Below are 20,362 nucleotides of genomic sequence, written 5' to 3'. Positions count from 1 at the left end.
CATTTTGTTTTAAAAACCTTGATATATTGGCAGATGCACACGAAAAGTTGATCTTTCACCGAGAATACTTTCCACTTCCATGAGGCCATAGTGTCGCTCAATGATTTTCTGCACCGTGGCAAGCCCTAGACCGGTACCCTCGTAGGCTTTGGCATTGTCCAGTCGTTTGAAGGGAGTGAAAATAGACGGGATGTCCTCTTTTTTCATACCAATGCCATTATCTTCGATTTGAATGACAAAGGTATCCGGTTCATTTCCTTCCAATAAGGAAATCTGAATAATCGGGGATTGTTCCTTCCTACGATACTTCAGCCCGTTTGCGATAATATTCTGAAATAGTTGATACATTTGTGTTGCATCCGCTTGAATAATTGGAAGCCTGTCTTGAATGATAATCTGTCCTTCATTATGTTCAATTGTGCTGCTTAGGTCCGATATCACATTCATCACGACTTCATTCAAATCAACATTTCCGAAAGTAACCGATTTCGCGTTTAACTGGGCATAGGAGAGCAAATCGGTGATTAAGTGGTTCATCCGATCAGCAGTCGCTGAAATTTGGTTCATATATTCTTTACCTTTTGGCGTCATATCCGCACTATGTCTAGCTATAAGTAGCTCGCTCAACCCTGTAATTACATTCAGCGGATTTTTCAAATCATGCGAAACGACCTGTGCGAACTCCCTTAAGCTCTCGTTACTGCGCTCAAGCTCCGATTGAATGGCCACCAGCTCTTTATTTCTTCGATTGAGTTCTAGAAATATTTTCACTTTGCTGAGCAGAATATCGGCATTGACAGGCTTGAACAAGTAATCCACAGCACCGCTCTCATATCCTTTAAATACGCTCTGATCCTCTTTATTACTGGCTGTTACAAAAATGATGGGAATATGCTTCGTTTCCTCGTTACTTCGCAGCAGCTCCGCTAGCTCAAAGCCATCCATTTCCGGCATATTCACATCAAGTAAAATAAGCGCAAAGTCATGGCGCAGGGTATAGGATAAGGCTTCGTTGCCTGATTGGACGACATACACATCACAATGGAGCACTTGTAAAATTTTCTGCATAGCGAATAAATTTTCTTTACGATCATCAACGACTAAAATTTTTGGCGCCTGATGCCTATTTTTCTGAGTATCCATATAGGCCCTCCTAACTCTTAGAATGATGGATTCTTTCGGGAACATGTAATTGTCTCAGAAACTTTCCTATGTCTTCTAAGGACAAAATATAATCAACCTTTACAGTGTCAATTGCTGCTTGTGGCATTACAGGGAACTCCGCCGTTTCAGGGTCCTGCACAATCGTTAAGCCACCACTCTCCTTGATCGTCCTGAGTCCAGCGCTTCCATCTCGATTGGCTCCCGTTAAGACAACGCCTACACACCCCTCTTGGAAGGCAAACGCTGCACTATCAAACAAGACGTCAATCGAAGGCCGAGAATAATTGACTTTAGGATCAATGGATAGGCTTAACGAGCGATCATCTTCAATGAGCAAATGATATCCAGGTGGAGCGAGATAAACGTGATAAGGTTGAATGGTCTCTTTATCTATAGCTTCTTTGACGTGTATAGCAACTTGTGTATTTAAATATTCAGCTAAATAGCTGTCACTGCTCTCCAAAATATGCTGTACGATGATAATCGGTAGGCTGTAGTCAGACGGGAGATAGGATAACAGACGCGAGAGTGCCTTAAGCCCGCCTGCCGATACCCCCACAACAACGGCTTCCAATGGGCGCATGGGCTCACTCCCTCTCTATAACCTTTCTTACAATGGCAGCTGCTTCCTAAAAATTCTCCACTTAGAGGAGAGTGCTTCATACTGAGACTGGATCTCTGAAAACTCGATAGATTCCTTACTGCCAAGGCACAGGAAACCGCGTGGAACGAGACTTTGGTTGAAAAGCTGATAGACTTGATTTTGCAATTGCTTATCAAAGTAAATGAGCACATTCCTACAAATAATGAGATGCATTTCACCAAAGGCGTTGTCCGTTGCCAAATTATGCTGTGAGAATACGATGTTTCTTTTCAAAGCTTCCTTCATTTTGCCCATCTGATATTTAGCATGATAGTAATCCGCGAAGGAGGACTTGCCTCCGCTTTTTTGATAATTTTTAGTGAAATTCCGGATACTTTCTAACGGGTAAATGCCTTCTTCCGCAGTAGTTAGTGACTCTTGATTCATATCCGTCGCGTAAATCTGAACACGATCATAGAAGCCTTCTTCTTCCAGTAAAACAGCCATCGAGTAAACTTCTTCCCCTGTCGCACATCCGGCATGCCATATTTTCACAAATGGATACGTCTTTAGCAAAGGAATCACGATACTGCGCAGCTCAACAAAAAACTCAGGGTCCCGAAACATTTCGGTGACGGTTACCGATATATCCAGCAGCAATTGATTGGCAAACGCTTCATCATAGAGTACCAACGGAATCATATCAGATAGTCGTTCAAGACTTGATTTCTGCCTGACATAGTGCAATCTTCTCATTAAAGATGAACGGGCATAGTTACGGAAATCATACCCATGCCGCTTATAAATAGCTTCTAATACAAGATCGACTTCAATCTTTTCTGCTAGTTTTTCTGGCATTTCTTATCGTAAGAGCCAAACCCTGATTAATGATAACAATTTATCGGTATCTACCGGTTTCGTCATATAATCATTGGCTCCCCTCTCTATACATTTTTCACGGTCACCCGTCATGGCCTTTGCGGTTAAAGCGATAATCGGGAGGGACTGGAACCTCGGCATGGTGCGGATATGACCTATGGCTTCATAACCGTCCATCACTGGCATCATAATATCCATAATGACTAGCTCGATCCCGGTTTCACTTTCCAGTTTATCCAAAGCCAGCTTCCCATTATCTGCCATCACGACATCCAAGCCGTGTTTTCTTAATATTTTGGATAAGGCGAACGTGTTGCGAAGGTCATCATCCACCAGCAATATTTTGCGTCCCTTTAAGGATTCATCGGAATTACGCACCATACGAATCATTTCTTTCTGTGCTTGTGGTAGTGATTTATGAACGCTGTGAAGGAATAGAGAAACCTCATCCAGCAAGCGATCCGGTGAATTCGCACCTTTAATCACAATGCTGTCCGTAAACTGGTTTAGTTCCTTATACTCATCCTGTGTGAGCTCTTTTCCTGTATTAATAATGATCGGTGGAATGGAGCCCTCTGAATCAACAACTAACTGCTGCAGCAGTTCAAAGCCTGTCATATCCGGCAATGTTAAATCCAGAATCACACAATCAAAGGGTTGTGATCGCATAAGCTGCAGACCTTCTTTACCCGTAGAAACACTATGGATGTCAACCTTCTTATGCTTGAGCAGTTCATGAATAGCCTTTTGATTATTCAAATCATCCTCAACCACTAAGACCTGTTGGATGCGCTCTTGCAGCTTATGTTCAATTTTGTTAAAAACAGCTTCAATATCTTCCGCTTGAATCGGTTTGGATAAATAGCCGATGGCCCCGCGCTGTAAGGAGTCTGAGCTTCTATCTCGACCTGAAATGATGTGCACAGGAATGTGACGTGTTTCATTATGATATTTCAAATGATCAAGGACCTTCAGGCCGTCCATATCTGGAAGCCCCAAATCCAAAAGAATCGCGCTTGGAATATACTGCTTGGCTAATTGAAGGGCACTGAAGCCATCTCCTGCCGCAAGGCACTTGAATCCCTTTTTGTAAGACATGTCCATAAGAATTTTGGCGAATGCCGGATCGTCTTCCACAATCAAAATAACTTTGTCTTGCACGCTATTCTTTAAGTGTTCGCGATCATCAGGCAAGAACGTTTTCGCTGGTTGAGCCGCTAAAAGATGATCTTCAACCGTGCTTGCAATCAACAATTCACTTGAAATTTGCAGTGTATCGACTGCTGCAGGAACTTTTATCGATGCTATTTTTGGCTCCATCATTTCGGCGTCAGCTGCTCCTCCGAGCGGGAGATAAAGCGTAAAGCTGCTGCCTTCCCCATCGGTACTTCGCATATGAATTTCGCCGCCCAATAACTTAGCCAACTCTCTAGAAATGGTTAAACCAAGGCCCGTTCCTCCATATTTGCGACTCGTCGTACCATCCGCCTGCTGAAAAGCTTCGAATATAGCTTGCTGTTTACTAGCATGAATACCTATCCCCGTATCGGTTACAGTCAAAGCTATAGCTCCATTTTCTTCCAGATGGTTATTTTGGTAAGCCGTTCCTGTTCCAGCACGCGCGATCTCAACCGTAACACTTCCAGAAGCCGTAAACTTAAATGCATTGGATAAAAGGTTTTTCAGGATTTGTTCGGTACGCTGACCATCAGTCGTCACGATTTCCGGGATTTGATCGTCAAGATTTAAAATAAACGAAAGGCCCTTTTCTTTGGCAACTGGATTAAATTGGTAACGGAGTGACTGAAGTAAATCGTCCAGCCTCACTTCTTCCATTTGAATGTCTAATTTGCCTGCTTCCACTTTGGACAAATCCAAAATGTCGTTAATTAAAGTCAATAAATCCAAGCCGCCGCTATGGATAATCTTAGCCGACTCGATTTGATCTTCATTTAAATTACCATCTTCATTAGAGGATAATGATTTAGATAAAATCAGTAGACTGTTAAGTGGCGTCCGGAGTTCATGCGACATATTGGCCAAAAACTCCGATTTGTACTGACTCGCTTGCTCCAACTCTTTCGCTTTTTCTTCTAAGTCCTGCTTCGATAATTGAATAAAGGCATTTTGCTTTTCGATGTCGGCTTTTTGTACTTCCAAATAGTTGGTTTTTTCTTCTAGCTCCTCATTAATTGCCTGAAGTTCCTCACTTTGGATTCGCATCTTTTCTTCGGATTGCTTCAGCATCAGCGTCTGCTCTTCCAATTCTTCATTCGCCGTGCGCAATTCTTCCTGCTGTGTTTGTAGCTCTTCCGTTAACAGTTGTGATTCACGCAATAAAGCTTCCGTTTTCTGACGGCTGTTAGCGGCTTGAATGACAACGCCCAGTGTATCGGATAATTGCTCCAATAAATCGTGCTCTATACCTGTAAATGGTTTAAAAGCGGCAAGCTCTATAACGGCCAACACTTCCTCCTCGAAGAGGATAGGAAGAACGACGATTTGGAACGGTTTCGATTCCCCGAGACCTGATTGTATGTGTATATAATCGCCAGGTACATTCGATAACAAGATAGGCTTTTTCTCAAGAATACATTGACCCACTAGACCTTCCCCAGGTCGAACCCGATTGGCTACGTTCTTTCTTTCTTTAAAAGCATAACTGCCTAAGAGTACAAATTCATTGGAATGATTCTGACTGGAATGAGTCTCCTTCAAATACATAATGCCTTGACCTGCTCCGACAAGACGAGAAATTTCAGATATAAGCATACCCACTAGCTGTTGTACACTTGCAACGCCTTGCGCAAGCCCTGTCAGGCGAGCTAACTGCGTTTTCAACCAGAATTGCCGCTCATTTTCAGCTGTTGTTTCTTTTAAAGAGGTCAGCATTCGAATTAATGCCACACTCAGTTGATCTCGATCTGAACGAGGAACAATCGTCTGCTCATATTCTCCTAATGAGATGCGATCTGCTTGTGTAATGACTTCTTTAAAGCTAGCTACCATGTGATTGAAGGCTTCCATCAGCTCGCCAAATTCATCCTTCGATTGTACATCCAGATGAATATCTGTAATGCCTGTCAGAATGAGTTCCGTAGATCTCTTAAGCAGCCGGATTTGAGATAGAAGCATTCTGGAAATCAAAACGATGACCAAAAATGAGAGGATTAGAATAATGACGTTAAATATGGCCACACCAATCAACGATTGCATAGTACTCTTTTTGATTATTTCCATGCTTTGAATTAATTCTGTCGAAAGTCCATCCTCAACCTCTTTAAGAAGATCTACTTCTTGTGTCGCCACGTTGTACCATTGCTGAGAATCCATTCCTAGGGCTTTCCCAGGTTCCGCTTTTAGGACTAGTTGTACGAGACGATCGACCTCGGTAACCGCTTGTCCTTTCATCGTCTTCTGATAGAGTTGCTGTGCTGCCTCTGATGCGAGTAAATTGGATTCCTTATAATAAAGCAATTGTTCGTTCTCTAACACACCGATCTGTTCAATATCATTTAAATCAGCACGATTCGCGGAAAAAACATGAAATAATAATGCGCGCTCCCTACTCACTGCAACCTTACTTTTGGAAAATAGAATATAGGAATTAAGCATGTTTGAAATTTGCTTATTCGAGCTTATTTCGTTTGTGTTTTGCATCATATCAAAGAGACTGTTTATCGTTTCCATATAAAAGGAAAGTGTCTCATTCTCATTGGCTTTCCCTTGATCAAGTTGTGTCCTAAGAATCACCATTTGGTCTAGCTTGCTTACCGCATTATTTGCATTTTTCTTAAACTTATCACCCAAAACGGATGTGTTTAGTGACTTTAATTGCTCACGAAAAGCACTTGACTTATCTTCAGTAAACATACGTTGATCAATTAGTTGACGCGTAACCGTCTTATCTTCAAAGTAACCTGATAATAGGCTCCGCTCTTTCTGAACCTCATGAATCAGATCATTGATGTAGATTTCCGTTGTAACCAGTGTCTGCAGCCTGTTCAGATCTGACAGATCTTTCACTTTTTCATAGATGGCATTGGAGGAGAAATATAACAACCCCAACATAGGCAGTACAATCATAAGTATCAGCTTGTAATTTATTTTAGCGTTCCGAATCCATTGCATGTGGCAAGCCCTCTCTTTGGTTGAGACTATGTATCACGTTTAGTGTATATATTCTACAAATTACGACAAACCCCCTCTTTTTTGAGCGCAAAAGGAACAATAATGTGCTTGCTAAAGCATATACAAAAAGGACAGAACGATTGGGATCGTCTGTCCTTGGTAGATTCAACTATTACCGAAGAAACTAGTGGTTCGGAATAAATTCACTATGAATTTCGATCAGCTTTTGGACGAATATCTCAAAATCATTTTTACTAGAAGAAAATTTGAAATCGGTTACACCTGTGTTGAAATCAATAACCGTTAAAGCAACACGATTGAGTGGATATTCTGGAATAGGCTCAGAGGCAAGAGAAATATTTTTGAAAGGGTAAATGGATGTTTCACCGTAGAAACGAAGCACAGTTAAATGATCATCTCTTAACTCTAACGAAATTTGTTGATCTGAATCAGTGAAACTCTTCAGTGTACTCATCATTTATCAATCCTCCTCTTGTCCTCTATTTTACTATCAAATGAGGAGATAAAGAAGCCCAAAACGAAAAATTTTCCTAACTCCACCCTGTTTCAATGCACAATTTATCGGGTAAATGAGTATTAGGGCTGAAAGCCGCTCTACAAATACTATGGAGGTGCAACACATGTCTACAACGATTTTACTATCCGAAAGATCAGGTCCTGTAAAGAAGCTGCGAGCTGGGGGGCATATTCCTGCTGTGGTGTATAGCTCACGTATGGATTCCGAACATGTCACTGTCCCGGAAAAAGAAATCCGCGCATCACTGAAACGCAATCCTCGTGCCATCCTAAATGTTACCCTGCCGTCCAAAACCAAACACCCTGTAATTATCCATCAAGTCCAGAAGGATTGCTTGACGGGTCAATTGCTCCATATTGATTTTCTTCAAATTAATATGAAAGAACAGCTTGATACATCGATTGCCGTCCATTTCTCGGGGGAAGCTAAGGGCACCAAGGAAGGCGGCATTCTCCAAATAGAAACTCATGAGGTCATGATCCGCTGTATGCCGAACAAGCTCCCGGAACATCTCGCCGTTGATATTAGTAAGCTAAGTATCGGCGAACATATAACCATCGCTGATCTTAAGGTTCCCAAGCATGTTGAAGTGTTAAGTGATCCAGAAACCATTCTGGTCACTATACTTGGCATGCAGAAGCTTGACGAGGCGGTTGAACCAGTTGCAGAACAGGCAGAGGAAGCTGTCGAGTCTAAAGCATAAAGTGATTGCCATGTTGACACAGGAATAAGAAAACCGGCTCTTTACGCAGCTTATGCGGAAGAGTCGGTTTTTAGTTCTTGAACTATTTTTTACAAGGCAATTCGATTTCCACAGCAGTACCCTGATTAATTTTACTCTGAATTAACAATTGGCCTCCATGTCCTTCGATTATCCGTTTGCAAACCATAAGCCCTAAACCAGTGCCATTCACTTTTGTCGTATAAAACGGCTCCCCTAACTGGGATAACCTCTCTCCAGAAATGCCTACACCTTGATCTTCGATGCGGATCACCACACCTTGATTGATTAGATTTCGGATAGAAATTTGAATTAATCCCCCATTAGGCATAGATTCGATAGCATTTTTTAAAATATTAATTAACACCTGTTTGATTTGATCTGGATTACAATAAATGGCTGGTATGTCTGGATCCATGTCTATATGTATTTGAACGTTATAGAGATGAGCATGAGGCTGCAGAAAACCAACCACACTTTTGACAAGTCCTAGGGACGTACTCTCCATGTAACAATTCAGATGTGGTTTAGCCAGAGTCATAAATTCATTAACAACATAATTAATATGTTCTAATTCTTCTAACATGACATCAACGTAGTCGGCATTTTTCGCCTTTAGTAATTTCACAAAACCTTTCAAGGACGTTAAAGGATTACGTATATCATGTGCGATCCCAGCTGCCAATTGACCAATGAGCGACAGTTTTTCTGATCTAATAATGGCTTCTTCAGACTTTTTGCGCTCAGTGAGATCACGTATCACGGTCTGTACGACAGGAAACCCCATGTTTTTGTAGACATAAATGGAGGATATTTCGGCATCAAAAAATGTTCCATCTAATTTTTGCAGCTTTATCTCCATAAATTCCGTATAAGAATCAGACTGCATCACATACTGAAGCCGCTCCAAAATGAAATCCTTGTCACTTACACAGAAAAAATCATAGATTGATTTTCCCTTGAAGTCATCTGAAGAAACACCACCAAACAGCATACAACAGGCATCATTCACAAACTGGATCGAACCATCGTTATGCAGAGCAATAGGTTCTGGATTAAGTTTAATCAACCTTCTAAATTGTTTTTCTCTTTCTAAAAGCTCCTCATCGGCTCTTTTCTTTTCACTAATATCCCTTTCCACACCAATAAACCCAATAACAACTCCTTCGTTATCTTTCATTGGTGAGACCGTAACATTCGCATAAAAAGTAGAACCATCTTTTCTTAGTTTTAACGCTTCGAAATCCGAACTTTGCCCCCCATCTATTAAAGACTGGTATAGCCGAAGAGCATCTTCCTTATATTTATCTGGAGTCATCGGCAATACTTTCCCGATCACTTCTTCTCTTGTCCAGCCATGTAATTCTTCAAACTTCTTATTCACCTCTAACACTTTTCCATTAACATCAACGACGACAATGCCGTCTGAGGTTAAATTCATAAAGGAATCGATTAGATGTTCTTTCAATTTCAAGAGTAAACATCCCCTTACTTCAAACAAGTGATTGTAGCTAATTCGTCCCTAATGGAAAAAAACCTTTATTAATGTTGGGATATTCAAAAAATTATTAATATAAATCCATAATTATTTCCTTTTTTTTCTAGCTTCAACGGATATAAAAGTGTTTCCTAAATGTTTATTTATTTCAATTATTTCTATATCTTCTTGTCTCAGTAAGCGAAGTGTATCTCTATTCAAATGACACCCATCACAAGCTCGCTTCCAAATCGGTGATAGGAGATCTTGTAACTTCCCCACTATTTTATTTTCATGTCGAACATGCTCAAATAATAGAATTGTTCCAGTAGGCTTACAAACTCTACTAATTTCTCTAATCGCTTCTACTGGATTTGGAATCGTACATAAAACTAGTGTCCCAACCACAGTATCAAACGAATGATCTGCAAATGGTAATTGCTCAGCATTACCTTCAATGACATGGATAGGCGTTTTAGCTTCGGAAGCCCGCTCATACGAGGTCTTCCTTAGTACTGGATTCGGTTCAATTGCTATTACAGTTACGTCCTTATAGAAGCTGAAATTAATTCCTGTTCCGCATCCGATTTCCAAAACTTCTCCCTTTGCTTTTTTAATTAACTCGGAGCGAATATCTATAAATCTTTTAGTCTCCAAGGGTTTCATTAATCTATCATAATTATTAACGAACCAATTACTGCGGATAGATATCTACTCCTTCTTTTTCTTTCTTTAAATAACTTAATGACAATAAACCTATAGCAAAACAAACCATACTGACAGCCCACATTAAACCTATCGCAGCGATAGTCAGAGAGTTATACATGGAACTGGTAAAAGCCCTAGTTTCAAGTATTCTTATCCAGGTTAATGCACCAAAAGTGAACAATATCAAATGACTCAAAAACCAGCCATACCCATGTTTCTTAAATTTAATCATCAAACTAATTACTAGTACTACTACTGGAATCATAACAAATATCAAACCTACTCTTAGTAATACAGTAACCTCTTCTTCCATAAGCAAAACAAATTTCACTCCTTCTTTGAGAGCGACGCTGGCCGGGCGGCTAGTTTGCCGCTTTAGGCGCGGTTTTCGCGCTTGTCATAGACATAGATTGACAGAAAAAATATTCAGTAATACTATAATAAGATTGAAGAAATTACTCATTTTTCATACATAAAAAAAACATTCTATGACCATCCCATAGCTTTGCTGATTAAAATAGACAAGTATGAGAATATGGTGTAGCGGAAGGAGGACAACATTGTCTGAGAATCACGAATATGCAGAAACTTTAAACGGCAGGAATCCCCTCAGTCTGCAATCTGACTGCGAGAATTGCTTCGGCTTGTGCTGTGTCGCACTGCCCTATGCAGCTTCGTCTGACTTCGCGATGGATAAAGACGCTGGCCAGCCCTGCCCCAACCTGCAATCGGACTTCCGCTGCGGCGTTCACACTAACCTCAGGCAGCTTGGCTTTCGAGGTTGTACGGTTTATGACTGCTTCGGTGCGGGGCAAAAGGTTTCCCATATCACCTTCGGCGGAAACGACTGGCGTCAAGTCCCAAGTTCCGCAAAGCAAATGTTCGAGGTGTTCCCGATCATGCGTCAACTCCATGAGCTGCTCTGGTATCTGACCGAAGCGCTAACATTGCAACCGGCCAGCCCTATCCACGGTGAACTCAGCTTAGCATTCGACGAAACGGAACGCCTCACTCACCTTAGTGCCGACTCTCTCATGGAACTGGACGTGGCAGCACACCGAGCTGATGTCAATGTTCTGCTTCTACGGACGAGCGAGCTCGTGCGAGCCGAAGCCCTGCGCAAGCAGAAGAAACCCGCTGGGCGCCAGAAGGCCTACGGTCGAGGTGCCGACCTTATCGGGGCCAATCTCAAAGGTGCCGATCTCAGAGGAGCTAATTTGAGAGGGGCCTACCTTATTGCAGCTAATCTCAGAGGTGCCGACCTGAGAGTGGCTGACCTCATCGGGGCTGATTTCCGGGACGCTGATCTTAGCGGCGCCAACCTTACCGAGAGTATCTTTCTCACCCAAGCCCAACTCAACGCGGCGAAGGGCGATGGCGACACCAAGTTGCCACCGTCGCTCACTCGCCCAGCTCACTGGTCTACTTTCAAAGCATAGAGTATTATTTTATGAGGTCAGCCAGATTTTACTGGTTGACCTTATTTTAGTTAGCCATAAAGTATGGCAATCGTTAGCCCATTTCCTTGCCCATCTTACAATATGTTCTATTTCGGTATAATCAGTTGAAATTCCTTTTTCATAACTAATCTCCCGCTACTTCAATTATAGCCAACTGCCCACCGCAGCCGCCTGATCAATAAGTACACTCTTGGATTCCGTTATGCTATAATTTCAGAAAAATAAGATAAGGGAGAACTGGATGACTGCAATAATTGATAAGATTGCATGGATTTACGTGGTTAATGGTCAAATATTAAGCGCTCGTTCCAAAGGAAAAGAAACCTATTATTTACCGGGAGGAAAAAGGGAGCCCGATGAAACCGATATCGATACTCTTTTACGAGAAATAGAAGAGGAATTATCCGTTCGTATAAAGCCAGATACCGTCTTACATTTTGGAACGTTCGAAGCTCAAGCCCATGGTAAATCGGAAGGTACGCAAGTAAAAATGACATGTTATACGGCGGATTTTGATGGAGATCTGAGTCCAGCTTCTGAGATAGATGAATTAGTTTGGTTAACCTATAATGACCGGGATCGCGTATCTCCTGTTTGCCAAATCATTTTCGACAAATTAAAAGAGATGAAGTTGCTTTCATAATCCACACTTAATCTGCGTTGATTTGATTCGGTAACATGTAATACGAAAGGGTGTTTGTTGTTGATTTTGTTGTTGATCGTAGCTATAGTGGCACTGGTCTTTCTTATCCTCGTTTCCGCAAGCTTTTATTTCTATCGCGTTGCCATTGCCCGCGCCAACAAGAGCTTTTTGAACAACAATACCGATTTAGCCGTTACCACAAGCGTCGAGAATCCGTTCAGTGGCAACGAAAACTGGTGGAGAGAGCAAACAGTTGCAGAATGGAGCATAACGGCCAACGATGGATTAAAGCTCTATGCTTACTATATGACCGCTGATCGGCCGACCGATAGAACCGTCATTCTCGCGCACGGATATGCTGGACAAGCTATGCAGATGGGTAATCTAGCGCAAATGTATAAGGACACATTAGGCTTTAACGTCCTCCTCCCTGACGCCCGCGGGCATGGCCGAAGTGAAGGCCATTTTATCGGATTCGGTTGGCCCGAACGCAAGGATTACGTCCAATGGATCGATAAAGTTATCGAACATACGGGTGAGCAGTCGAAGATCGTCCTTCACGGTGTGTCTATGGGCGGAGCGACGGTAATGATGACTAGCGGCGAAGCTTTGCCGCCCAACGTCAAAGCCATCGTGGAGGATTGCGGCTATACTTCTGTCAAGGAGCAACTTGCTTACCAGCTGAAGAGAATGTATCGGCTTCCGATATTTCCGCTCCTTCATATAACCAGTCTGTTGACCAAACTTCGTGCCGGATACTTTTTCGGTGAAGCTTCTGCCCTAGACCAACTCCAGAAGTCCAAAACGCCGATGCTATTCATCCACGGTGACGCTGATTTGTTTGTGCCGACCGAGATGGTATACGAATTGTTCAAGAACGGTCCCTCGGTGAAACAATTATTAATCGTACCCGGTGCCGGACATGGCCTGGCTCGACATTCGGATCCGGTAAGGTATGACCGCGAATTAGCTCAATTTATCCGTGCGTATGTGAAGGAATAACGGGAATTCTCCAATTGGGTAATCAATAAGCAATATTGGCCACATGTTCGCGAAAAAGTAAGGAGCTGCCCGCGACAGCTCCTTACTCGTTTTGTCTCATCAGTGTACAATCTTTTTTAATAGATCTTCTACTTTTGCTTGCATGGATTGTATGGTTGTTTTTCTATATTGAATACCAAGCCGGAGTACCTTCAATTGCTGTCTTCGAGAAAGCATTCGAAAGCGGGGCTCCCTTTTCAGAAAAGTACGAATGATAGACCAGCTGTTAACTGCAATCTTATCGCGTGTGATGTAAGGAACCTCATAAGGTAGTTGTCGTTTCCTGAAACGATTAATAAGTGTACCTACACTTGCAGAAATCTTTCCTTCATCTACAAGACATACAGCAGAACTTTTTTTTGTATGCTTTTTGAGGAAATCGAAATGATGATGTCCGCCCAGGATGACGTAACCACCTTCTTTTCTGCTTTTACGCACAATCAACAGCTGCATTAGATCTTGTGCAACTTTTTTAAACTCCTTATTTCTTAGCGAGGTCTTAGCAGCGATACTTTCCGGCTTAATCTTACTTAGAGGTAGATATTGCACTGTATATCTCAACTGTACCCCTCCTCGTCACACCGTTGTTAAATGTAGTCTATTCTAAGTGTATTCTGTTAGTGCTGCGGTGTGAACTCCTGCTCATAAATGTCGCTCACTTTCTCTAGGACCTTACGTCCTTGATCGGCGCCCTCTTCGTCACATGTTGTTAAAGCTGAGCATCGCGGGGAACGAGGATCCGCTATTTCAGTAATTATGCCGTTGCAAGGCCTTTAAGCGGAACGTGGAGGCGCTATTTTGCCGTTTTCCCGGTTTTTACACCTCGAAATTGGGAAATAGCGGATCCTCGTTCCGCGAAAACGTGAAATACGCGTTTTTGAGCAAAATAAGACATCTACGTTCCGCTACAATCTGGTGATGCCAAGTGCGTGTTGAGTTTGGGATACAGCTAGAGGAACTATGGGTGCAGCTTGCCTGTGATTGAGCCATTAGATAGATGTACCCCTGTATTGGAGTATATTGTAGAAAGTTGAGTGCGAGGGCAGGTAGATAATCAAGAATATGTTCACATGTGGGTGAACATTAAATATTTGGCTACTTGGCGGAAGGAGCGGCTATACTGGAAAGTCGACACGAAATGGACGGTTGAGCGGTTTATGGGAACCGAAAACTTATACTTTCTTATGTGGCGACAAAAAAACAGCTCTCCTTCGGAGTAGCTGCCCTTCCTTCACTGTTATTCGTGATAAGCTTACGTCAAATCCGTTTTGTGACCGTAAATTTGCAGATCATGAATGGACCAATAATTCCCTGCTTTCACTGTCTGAACAATCTTTACGTATCGCGCATTTTGTGGATTGAAATTGATTTCTAGTACGCTTGTGCCAACACCCGATGCGACTGAAGTTCCCCAATTGAAGCCGTCAGTAGATACATATACCTCGTAATTCCTTGGGTAATCATTCGGTGAGTTCTCACTTCTCAGCACAATCTTGTTGATTGTGAACGAGTTCTTCATATCAATTTGATAAAATTGCCCGGGTGCTTGAGCTGTCCCTGTATCCCAGCGCGTATAGGGACTGCCATCAATCGCACCTTGAGGTTTGCCAGAACTGCTGGTTACTCCCCATTCTGCCCGGTTCAGGGCAGCTACATCGGTAGTCGTCGCCGTTGCCGCTTGCGAAACCTCTTTTGAGCCTGAAACTCTGATCTGATACGTGTATTTGTTTCCAACCAATGTATCCGTATCGGCAAAACTAGTTTCTGGCACTTGTTCAGCGATCACCTCGTAGCTGCCCTCAGCCGTACCTATTTTTCGTAAAACATCATAACTATGTGCTCCTTCTGATTCTTTCCAGCTAAGCTCAATCGCATGATTCTCAATAGGCTTTGCCTGAATCCACGCAGGTGCAATCGGTTTTACCCCATCAGTCCGCGTCAGGATATACTGCACAGCTTCACCCGGAAGCAGCGTTTCCTTGAATTCAAGCTCAGGGGCTGCTTGCAGTCCTGTCACATATGTACGAGCTGATTCATAGGTATCACCCGCTCCGAATCTTTCTCCTTCGTACAAAGCAGCTTCAGGCATAGTTACTTTGGCGTGTATTGTTTGCGTACTCGTCCCAAAATTTACGAAGTTAAGCAGAATTTTGTCCGACTTCGCTCCTGATCCTGGGAGTGCAGGCAATGTCGATGTATCCACGCCGCGGAAATAAACAAGCTTATCAGCCAACTCAGACTTGTTGGTAAGTTCGTAAACTAGCGGTTTCCCATGCGTGGCATAGGCTAGATTCAACCTTCGCATAATCCCAACCCGTGTATCTTTGTCCGTTAAGTTCTTATGAATCTTCATTTGCGCTGGGTTTTGATTATTCAAATCAATCCCCGACTCAAACAAGGAATATTGAGGATAAAAGGCAGCATGCTGCATAAACATATCAGCATAACCGATATGAGCCCTCATAATGCGATCGAAGACCGCCGATTGGGGCTGCGTAGCACCAAATTCTTTAGGATCCATATGACTATCCGAAGTTCCATACTCCGTATTCAACATTAGCTTCTTAAGACCATCCTCTGCACCTCCGAATGTTTGCAGATTTTCTAAGAAGCTTCCATCCTTATTATCGGAATACGAATTTCCGTAAGCATGCCCATTCGTTAAATCTGTCAACTCTTCTAGCTCCATTCGCTGCTCCGAATCATCTTCCCATCCGTCGGGATCTCCACATTTGAACATGCCAGACGAGGTTTGATTTCTACATGATCTAATGTTGTACTTAGGTGCATATGCCCAGCCGGGAGCCACTGTTTTCACATGAGGAGCAAGCTCAGGAAGATGGGTTTTTAACCACTTCGCAATGGCTAGATTCACCCCTTTGGAGCGATTGAACAAGCCTGGTTCATTATCAATCTCATAGTATTGAAACATGGACCCATACTGTTTCACATAATCCAATAATTTATTCTCTGCATCTGCAGGTAGTGTGCCATCTTCTTTCAGCTTAATATTTCCTGTATGCAGATGAAGAGCTACTGCTTCAGTATTGTAATCGCGTAGGGTTTCGTAATAAGATTTGATCGACGAACACCCCATCTTCACATCTGTCGCACAATCTACCCTCATCACATTGCCGCTGTAGGCGATTCCTAACCATTTCAATACATAAGGAAGGTGCCTTACTGCTCCCTGATCATAGTAGAATGACAGATTGCTTACCTTCGTACCGGATTCCACATATCTCCCATGAATCGGTTCTTCAGCAGGTGAAGATAGCGCATCAAGTGCTAGGTAATCCCATTTCCACCAAAGAAATTTATTCTCATCTGCCGTACAATACAAACAGCCTAAGGCTGACAGCTTCAATTCGTTATTTCCCAGCTGCAGCTGCTCCTTAGGAATATAAAGCTCATATAATTTCTTATACGGGTAAGAGCTTGTTGTCCCCCCGACTCCAGCAATCTGAACGATGCCAGAAAGCATCTTGTTGGAGAAAACTGCCATCTGAGGAATGGCTTTATGAGCATCCAGAATTCGAACTCGGAAATGAACACCATATTCAGGTATTTCAGCTAACGAGAAGTTGATCGCAAAGGTAGGATTCAAGGATTTATTAAGACCTTGAGGCACCGTGTCCCAAGCATCCGCATGCTTCAAGTTGGGCGTTACGGTGTAACTGCTCTGTCCCGCGCTATCGTTTCCAAATTCAAAATAGGAATCGTTCTGATTGCCCAACATCCATATTTGATTGCCAATCTGATTGGAAGCTGTCATCTCGTTTACAAAATCTGTTTTTGCCGATGCATTGTAGTTATTCGAAGCCGAGGTCAGGATCAGTAAGATCAACAAGGCAGTTGGTACAATTACATATCTCATCATGTTAGATACCTCTCAACCATCAAGGAAGTAATAGGACACTCGCGGGAATAATTTCTTTCAATTGGGACGGGCTCGTCCACATGACTTTAGCAACAGCACCATTCGTATTATCATAATATTCGACTTTCAAATCAACAGGCACGCCAGCGGTTAGTGCTATGGTTCCGGATCGTTCCACCCAGCTTTGATTAAACCAACTATCAATTACCAACACGCCATCCACCCAAACTCGGATGCCATCGTCACTTAAGGTTGAAATCTTATAGGTTTCCGTATATTTGGGCTTAAGTTTACCCGTCCATCTCACGGAAAACGTATCTGCTTGCATAGAAGGAAATGGAGCCGCTGTGGACCAATTGAAATCAATCTTGGCATCTTCCTTCGTTTCCTTCAGCGCGGTCAAATCCTTATTATCGTAATATTGCGCTCGCAACCCGTATCTCTCATCCTGTAAGACAGGTTGTTGTGAGATAGGTGCTTTTATAGGTTGTAGAGATTCTCTTGTCAGTAATTTGGAATTCGTATAGAAGGATTCAATTTCTTGTAGGTTATTATTTTCGGCCAGCATTTTGCCCCATGTCATCAGATAGGCCCATTTGGGCTGCTCATTCAAAATAGTGCTACTAGGCAGCTCGCCATTTTCCCCCACGGCTACAGGCTTACCATTAGCCAATTCAACAATTTTGGTGTAATAATCCGAATGGTAATCATTGTCATAGATATCAACGGCGAGTACATCCACCTTATTTTCTCCAGGATAAGTGGCTGTATACGAGTCAGACCATGCATTCGGTGCATTCGGACTCCACACCCAAAGCAAGTTATTCAACTTATGCACATTAACGAAGCGATCGTACATGATATTCCATAATGCAGGGAAGTTGCTCTTCTTGCCCCACCAGAACCAATTACCATTCATTTCATGATAGGGGCGCCATAAGACAGGAACACCTGCATCCCTAAGTTTCCCTAAGTACACGGCAGCTTTATCGAGATCTGCAAGCAATTGCGCATACTGGGGAGTACCTGGCGTAACGTACTTATCAAAATCGGCTTGGCTCATTTCCTTCTTTACATTCGACCAGCAAAAGCATGTTCCAGGAATGCTTTCATGAAATGATATCGTTACCAGACCGCCAGCCTGGTTCCACGCAATCGCACTATTAACCACCTTTTGTCTTTGATCTGCCAATTGACTTTCTGATTGATCCATAATAGCACCGAATTCATAACCATGAAGACCCGGATATTTACCAGTCAAGCCTTTAACTTGATTCGTCCATTCATCCGGGCTTTCTAGGTAATCATGCTGTCCGCTAATCATGCTTACACCCGAAATAGCATACAAATGCTGCAGTACTGCCTTAGCTTCGTACGTTGCTTGTGAGTTGATAGGAACAACTGACGCATTCGTTACGTTCGGGTTAAGCAAGAAATTCGGTGCTAGCAAAGAGAGTAGAAACAATAAGGAAACCACCTTCTTACGCACACCCACCTTTCCAAAAAAATCGATCATCATCTTTCCTCCGGTATCGTAGATTGACACAATGAACCCTGATTTACGTTCCATTCACGCGTGTTCATCATGCTTAATCTACCATACAGGTCATATATTAGATTTGTATAAGCATTATATTAATGTTTTGAAAGTTTTTCCAATTTTAGTTATGCTTTCAAACAAGGAATCGCCTTCCATTCGCCAAAGTCGAATAGAAGGCGGTTCGTTGTTTCAAAACAAATCTTAAATAAATTGGTGAAGGGGGATATCCTTCCATGCCATACAAATACGAACCGTGTCTTCTTCAACTAATTCGGATCCGCTTTGGACCTCGATAAATTCAACATCCGTTATGGCTCGAATGCTGTGCCTAGTTCCATCTGGAATTCGAACGACATCACCAGGCTTCACTTGATAGAGCTTGTCATTAATGACAATATCCGCAACGCCGCTTATGATCGTCCACACTTCACTGCGTTTATAATGCAGCTGATAGCTTATATTTTTACCTGCATGGACGAGAATCCGTTTGGTCAGCACCTCATTATCTTCCGCATATTTGACATAGTCAATCACGCGATAACGTCCCCACCTGCGCTCCTCATACATCGGACGGTGTTCAATTTTATTCATAACTTCCTTAATGCGAGGACTTTCCGACTTACTCGTTACTAGAATGCCATCAGGACTGACAGCAATGACGGCGTCCTTAATCCCAATCACCGTAACTGGAATGTCTAGCTCATTAATCAAATGGGTATTCTCGGAATCCTCAGTCACGATGCCCGTTCCGATTTGGGATCGACTCATTTCCTCTGTCAGTGTATTCCAAGTGCCAAGGTCTTTCCAATAGCCGTCGTAAGGTACGACAACACAGTTAGCTTCCTTCTCTACAACTTCGTAGTCAAAGCTAATTTTCGTTAATCTATAATAGTTTTTAAGCATTTCTTCATACTGAATCGGGATGCCCTTCTCCACCATGACTTCGATGAGATAGCCTAGTCGGAAAGCGAAGACACCGCAGTTCCAAAGCGCCTTCTGTTCAATCAAGGCAGCTGCTTGTTCACGATTCGGCTTTTCAGCAAAATGGTTAACGTGAAGTGCTTCTGACCCTTCTCTACGTTTGTCAGAGGGAACGATATACCCGTATTTCTCAGACGGAACCGTTGGAACAACGCCCATTAGTGCCAAATTCGCATCCGTTTCGTGCAGAACATACTCTAGCTGTTTGATTTTCTGAAAGAAAGCCTCATCGACATACGGATCTACAGGTAACACCGTAATCACAGTGTTCAGGGGCAAACTTTCGACATCATACATATAAGCAGCAGCAAGCGCGATTGCAGGGAAGGTATCTCTTCTCTCAGGCTCGACAATAAGTGGTGCATCGCCACCCAATTGACTAATGATCATCTCTACCTGGGAGCGGTTCGTCGCTAAGTAAGCATCATCGCCGAGGCCCGTATTCTGCAGTTGTCTCCATACACGTTGAACCATGGATTCGCTTCTGCCTTCAGCATCTTCAAGTACCCTTAAGAATTGCTTAGATCTGGAATCATTGGACAATGGCCACAGTCGTTTACCCGACCCGCCGGAAAGAAGAACCAATTTCATGAATACCACGCTCCACTCGGTTTAT

16 protein-coding genes are annotated in these 20,362 nt (G+C 42.8%); 4 read left to right on the top strand and 12 right to left on the bottom strand.

Annotated elements, in window-relative coordinates; translation table 11 throughout:
* Positions 1–9: 9 nt before the first annotated feature.
* From AC58UU_RS31570 to AC58UU_RS31550, 5 genes are all read right to left on the bottom strand, one after another.
* Positions 10–1,143, bottom strand: a complete 1,134-nt coding sequence (locus AC58UU_RS31570; protein ID WP_497321462.1) for a response regulator — start codon at positions 1,141–1,143, stop codon at positions 10–12.
* Positions 1,144–1,153: 10 nt separating this feature from the next.
* Positions 1,154–1,747: a chemotaxis protein CheB gene (locus tag AC58UU_RS31565; protein ID WP_497321460.1), complete on the bottom strand. Its 594-nt coding sequence runs from the start codon at positions 1,745–1,747 to the stop codon at positions 1,154–1,156.
* A gap of 27 nt (positions 1,748–1,774) precedes the next feature.
* Positions 1,775–2,605, bottom strand: coding sequence for a CheR family methyltransferase (locus AC58UU_RS31560; RefSeq protein WP_497321459.1), 831 nt, complete (start codon positions 2,603–2,605; stop codon positions 1,775–1,777).
* 3 nt (positions 2,606–2,608) lie between these two features.
* A complete protein-coding gene (locus tag AC58UU_RS31555) occupies positions 2,609–6,757 on the bottom strand; it encodes a response regulator (RefSeq protein ID WP_497321457.1) in 4,149 nt (1,382 codons plus the stop codon).
* Between the two features lie 184 nt (positions 6,758–6,941).
* Positions 6,942–7,235 (bottom strand): hypothetical protein, encoded by a 294-nt coding sequence (locus AC58UU_RS31550; protein WP_047673785.1) that lies wholly within the window; start codon positions 7,233–7,235, stop codon positions 6,942–6,944.
* A 163-nt stretch (positions 7,236–7,398) separates the two neighbouring features.
* Here AC58UU_RS31550 and AC58UU_RS31545 point away from each other — a divergent pair, with 163 nt between their 5' ends.
* Positions 7,399–7,998, top strand: coding sequence for a 50S ribosomal protein L25 (locus AC58UU_RS31545; protein ID WP_497321455.1), 600 nt, complete (start codon positions 7,399–7,401; stop codon positions 7,996–7,998).
* Between the two features lie 82 nt (positions 7,999–8,080).
* Here the strand turns inward: AC58UU_RS31545 and AC58UU_RS31540 are convergent, their stop codons facing one another.
* The 3 genes from AC58UU_RS31540 to AC58UU_RS31530 all read right to left on the bottom strand — a co-directional run bounded on the left by AC58UU_RS31540 (position 8,081) and on the right by AC58UU_RS31530 (position 10,520).
* Positions 8,081–9,490 carry a PAS domain S-box protein gene (locus tag AC58UU_RS31540; protein WP_497321453.1) on the bottom strand — a complete coding sequence of 470 codons (1,410 nt, stop codon included), beginning with the start codon at positions 9,488–9,490 and terminating at the stop codon, positions 8,081–8,083.
* 111 nt (positions 9,491–9,601) lie between these two features.
* A complete protein-coding gene (locus AC58UU_RS31535) occupies positions 9,602–10,159 on the bottom strand; it encodes a class I SAM-dependent methyltransferase (RefSeq protein WP_497321452.1) in 558 nt (185 codons plus the stop codon).
* Between the two features lie 28 nt (positions 10,160–10,187).
* Complete coding sequence (locus AC58UU_RS31530; protein ID WP_497321451.1) at positions 10,188–10,520, bottom strand: hypothetical protein; 333 nt, start codon at positions 10,518–10,520, stop codon at positions 10,188–10,190.
* 241 nt (positions 10,521–10,761) lie between these two features.
* Between AC58UU_RS31530 and AC58UU_RS31525 the strand changes: the two genes are divergently transcribed.
* The 3 genes from AC58UU_RS31525 to AC58UU_RS31515 all read left to right on the top strand — a co-directional run bounded on the left by AC58UU_RS31525 (position 10,762) and on the right by AC58UU_RS31515 (position 13,306).
* Positions 10,762–11,640 (top strand): pentapeptide repeat-containing protein, encoded by an 879-nt coding sequence (locus AC58UU_RS31525; protein ID WP_497321449.1) that lies wholly within the window; start codon positions 10,762–10,764, stop codon positions 11,638–11,640.
* Between the two features lie 262 nt (positions 11,641–11,902).
* The gene (locus AC58UU_RS31520; RefSeq protein ID WP_497321448.1) at positions 11,903–12,304 is read left to right on the top strand and encodes an NUDIX hydrolase; all 402 of its coding nucleotides are present in this window, start codon (positions 11,903–11,905) and stop codon (positions 12,302–12,304) included.
* A gap of 60 nt (positions 12,305–12,364) precedes the next feature.
* Positions 12,365–13,306 (top strand): alpha/beta hydrolase, encoded by a 942-nt coding sequence (locus AC58UU_RS31515; RefSeq protein ID WP_497321446.1) that lies wholly within the window; start codon positions 12,365–12,367, stop codon positions 13,304–13,306.
* Between the two features lie 99 nt (positions 13,307–13,405).
* Here the strand turns inward: AC58UU_RS31515 and AC58UU_RS31510 are convergent, their stop codons facing one another.
* From AC58UU_RS31510 to AC58UU_RS31495, 4 genes are all read right to left on the bottom strand, one after another.
* The gene (locus AC58UU_RS31510; protein WP_497321445.1) at positions 13,406–13,906 is read right to left on the bottom strand and encodes a hypothetical protein; all 501 of its coding nucleotides are present in this window, start codon (positions 13,904–13,906) and stop codon (positions 13,406–13,408) included.
* A 691-nt stretch (positions 13,907–14,597) separates the two neighbouring features.
* Positions 14,598–17,225 carry a discoidin domain-containing protein gene (locus AC58UU_RS31505; protein WP_497321443.1) on the bottom strand — a complete coding sequence of 876 codons (2,628 nt, stop codon included), beginning with the start codon at positions 17,223–17,225 and terminating at the stop codon, positions 14,598–14,600.
* 19 nt (positions 17,226–17,244) lie between these two features.
* Positions 17,245–18,744 carry a glycosyl hydrolase gene (locus AC58UU_RS31500; protein ID WP_497321442.1) on the bottom strand — a complete coding sequence of 500 codons (1,500 nt, stop codon included), beginning with the start codon at positions 18,742–18,744 and terminating at the stop codon, positions 17,245–17,247.
* Between the two features lie 222 nt (positions 18,745–18,966).
* A complete protein-coding gene (locus AC58UU_RS31495; protein ID WP_497321441.1) occupies positions 18,967–20,337 on the bottom strand; it encodes a sugar phosphate nucleotidyltransferase in 1,371 nt (456 codons plus the stop codon).
* Positions 20,338–20,362: the final 25 nt, after the last annotated feature.

Source organism: Paenibacillus sp. JT22N1 (genome assembly GCF_059692155.1).
Note: the sequence above shows the minus strand (reverse complement) of the source record. Positions and strands in the feature narration are given on the sequence as shown.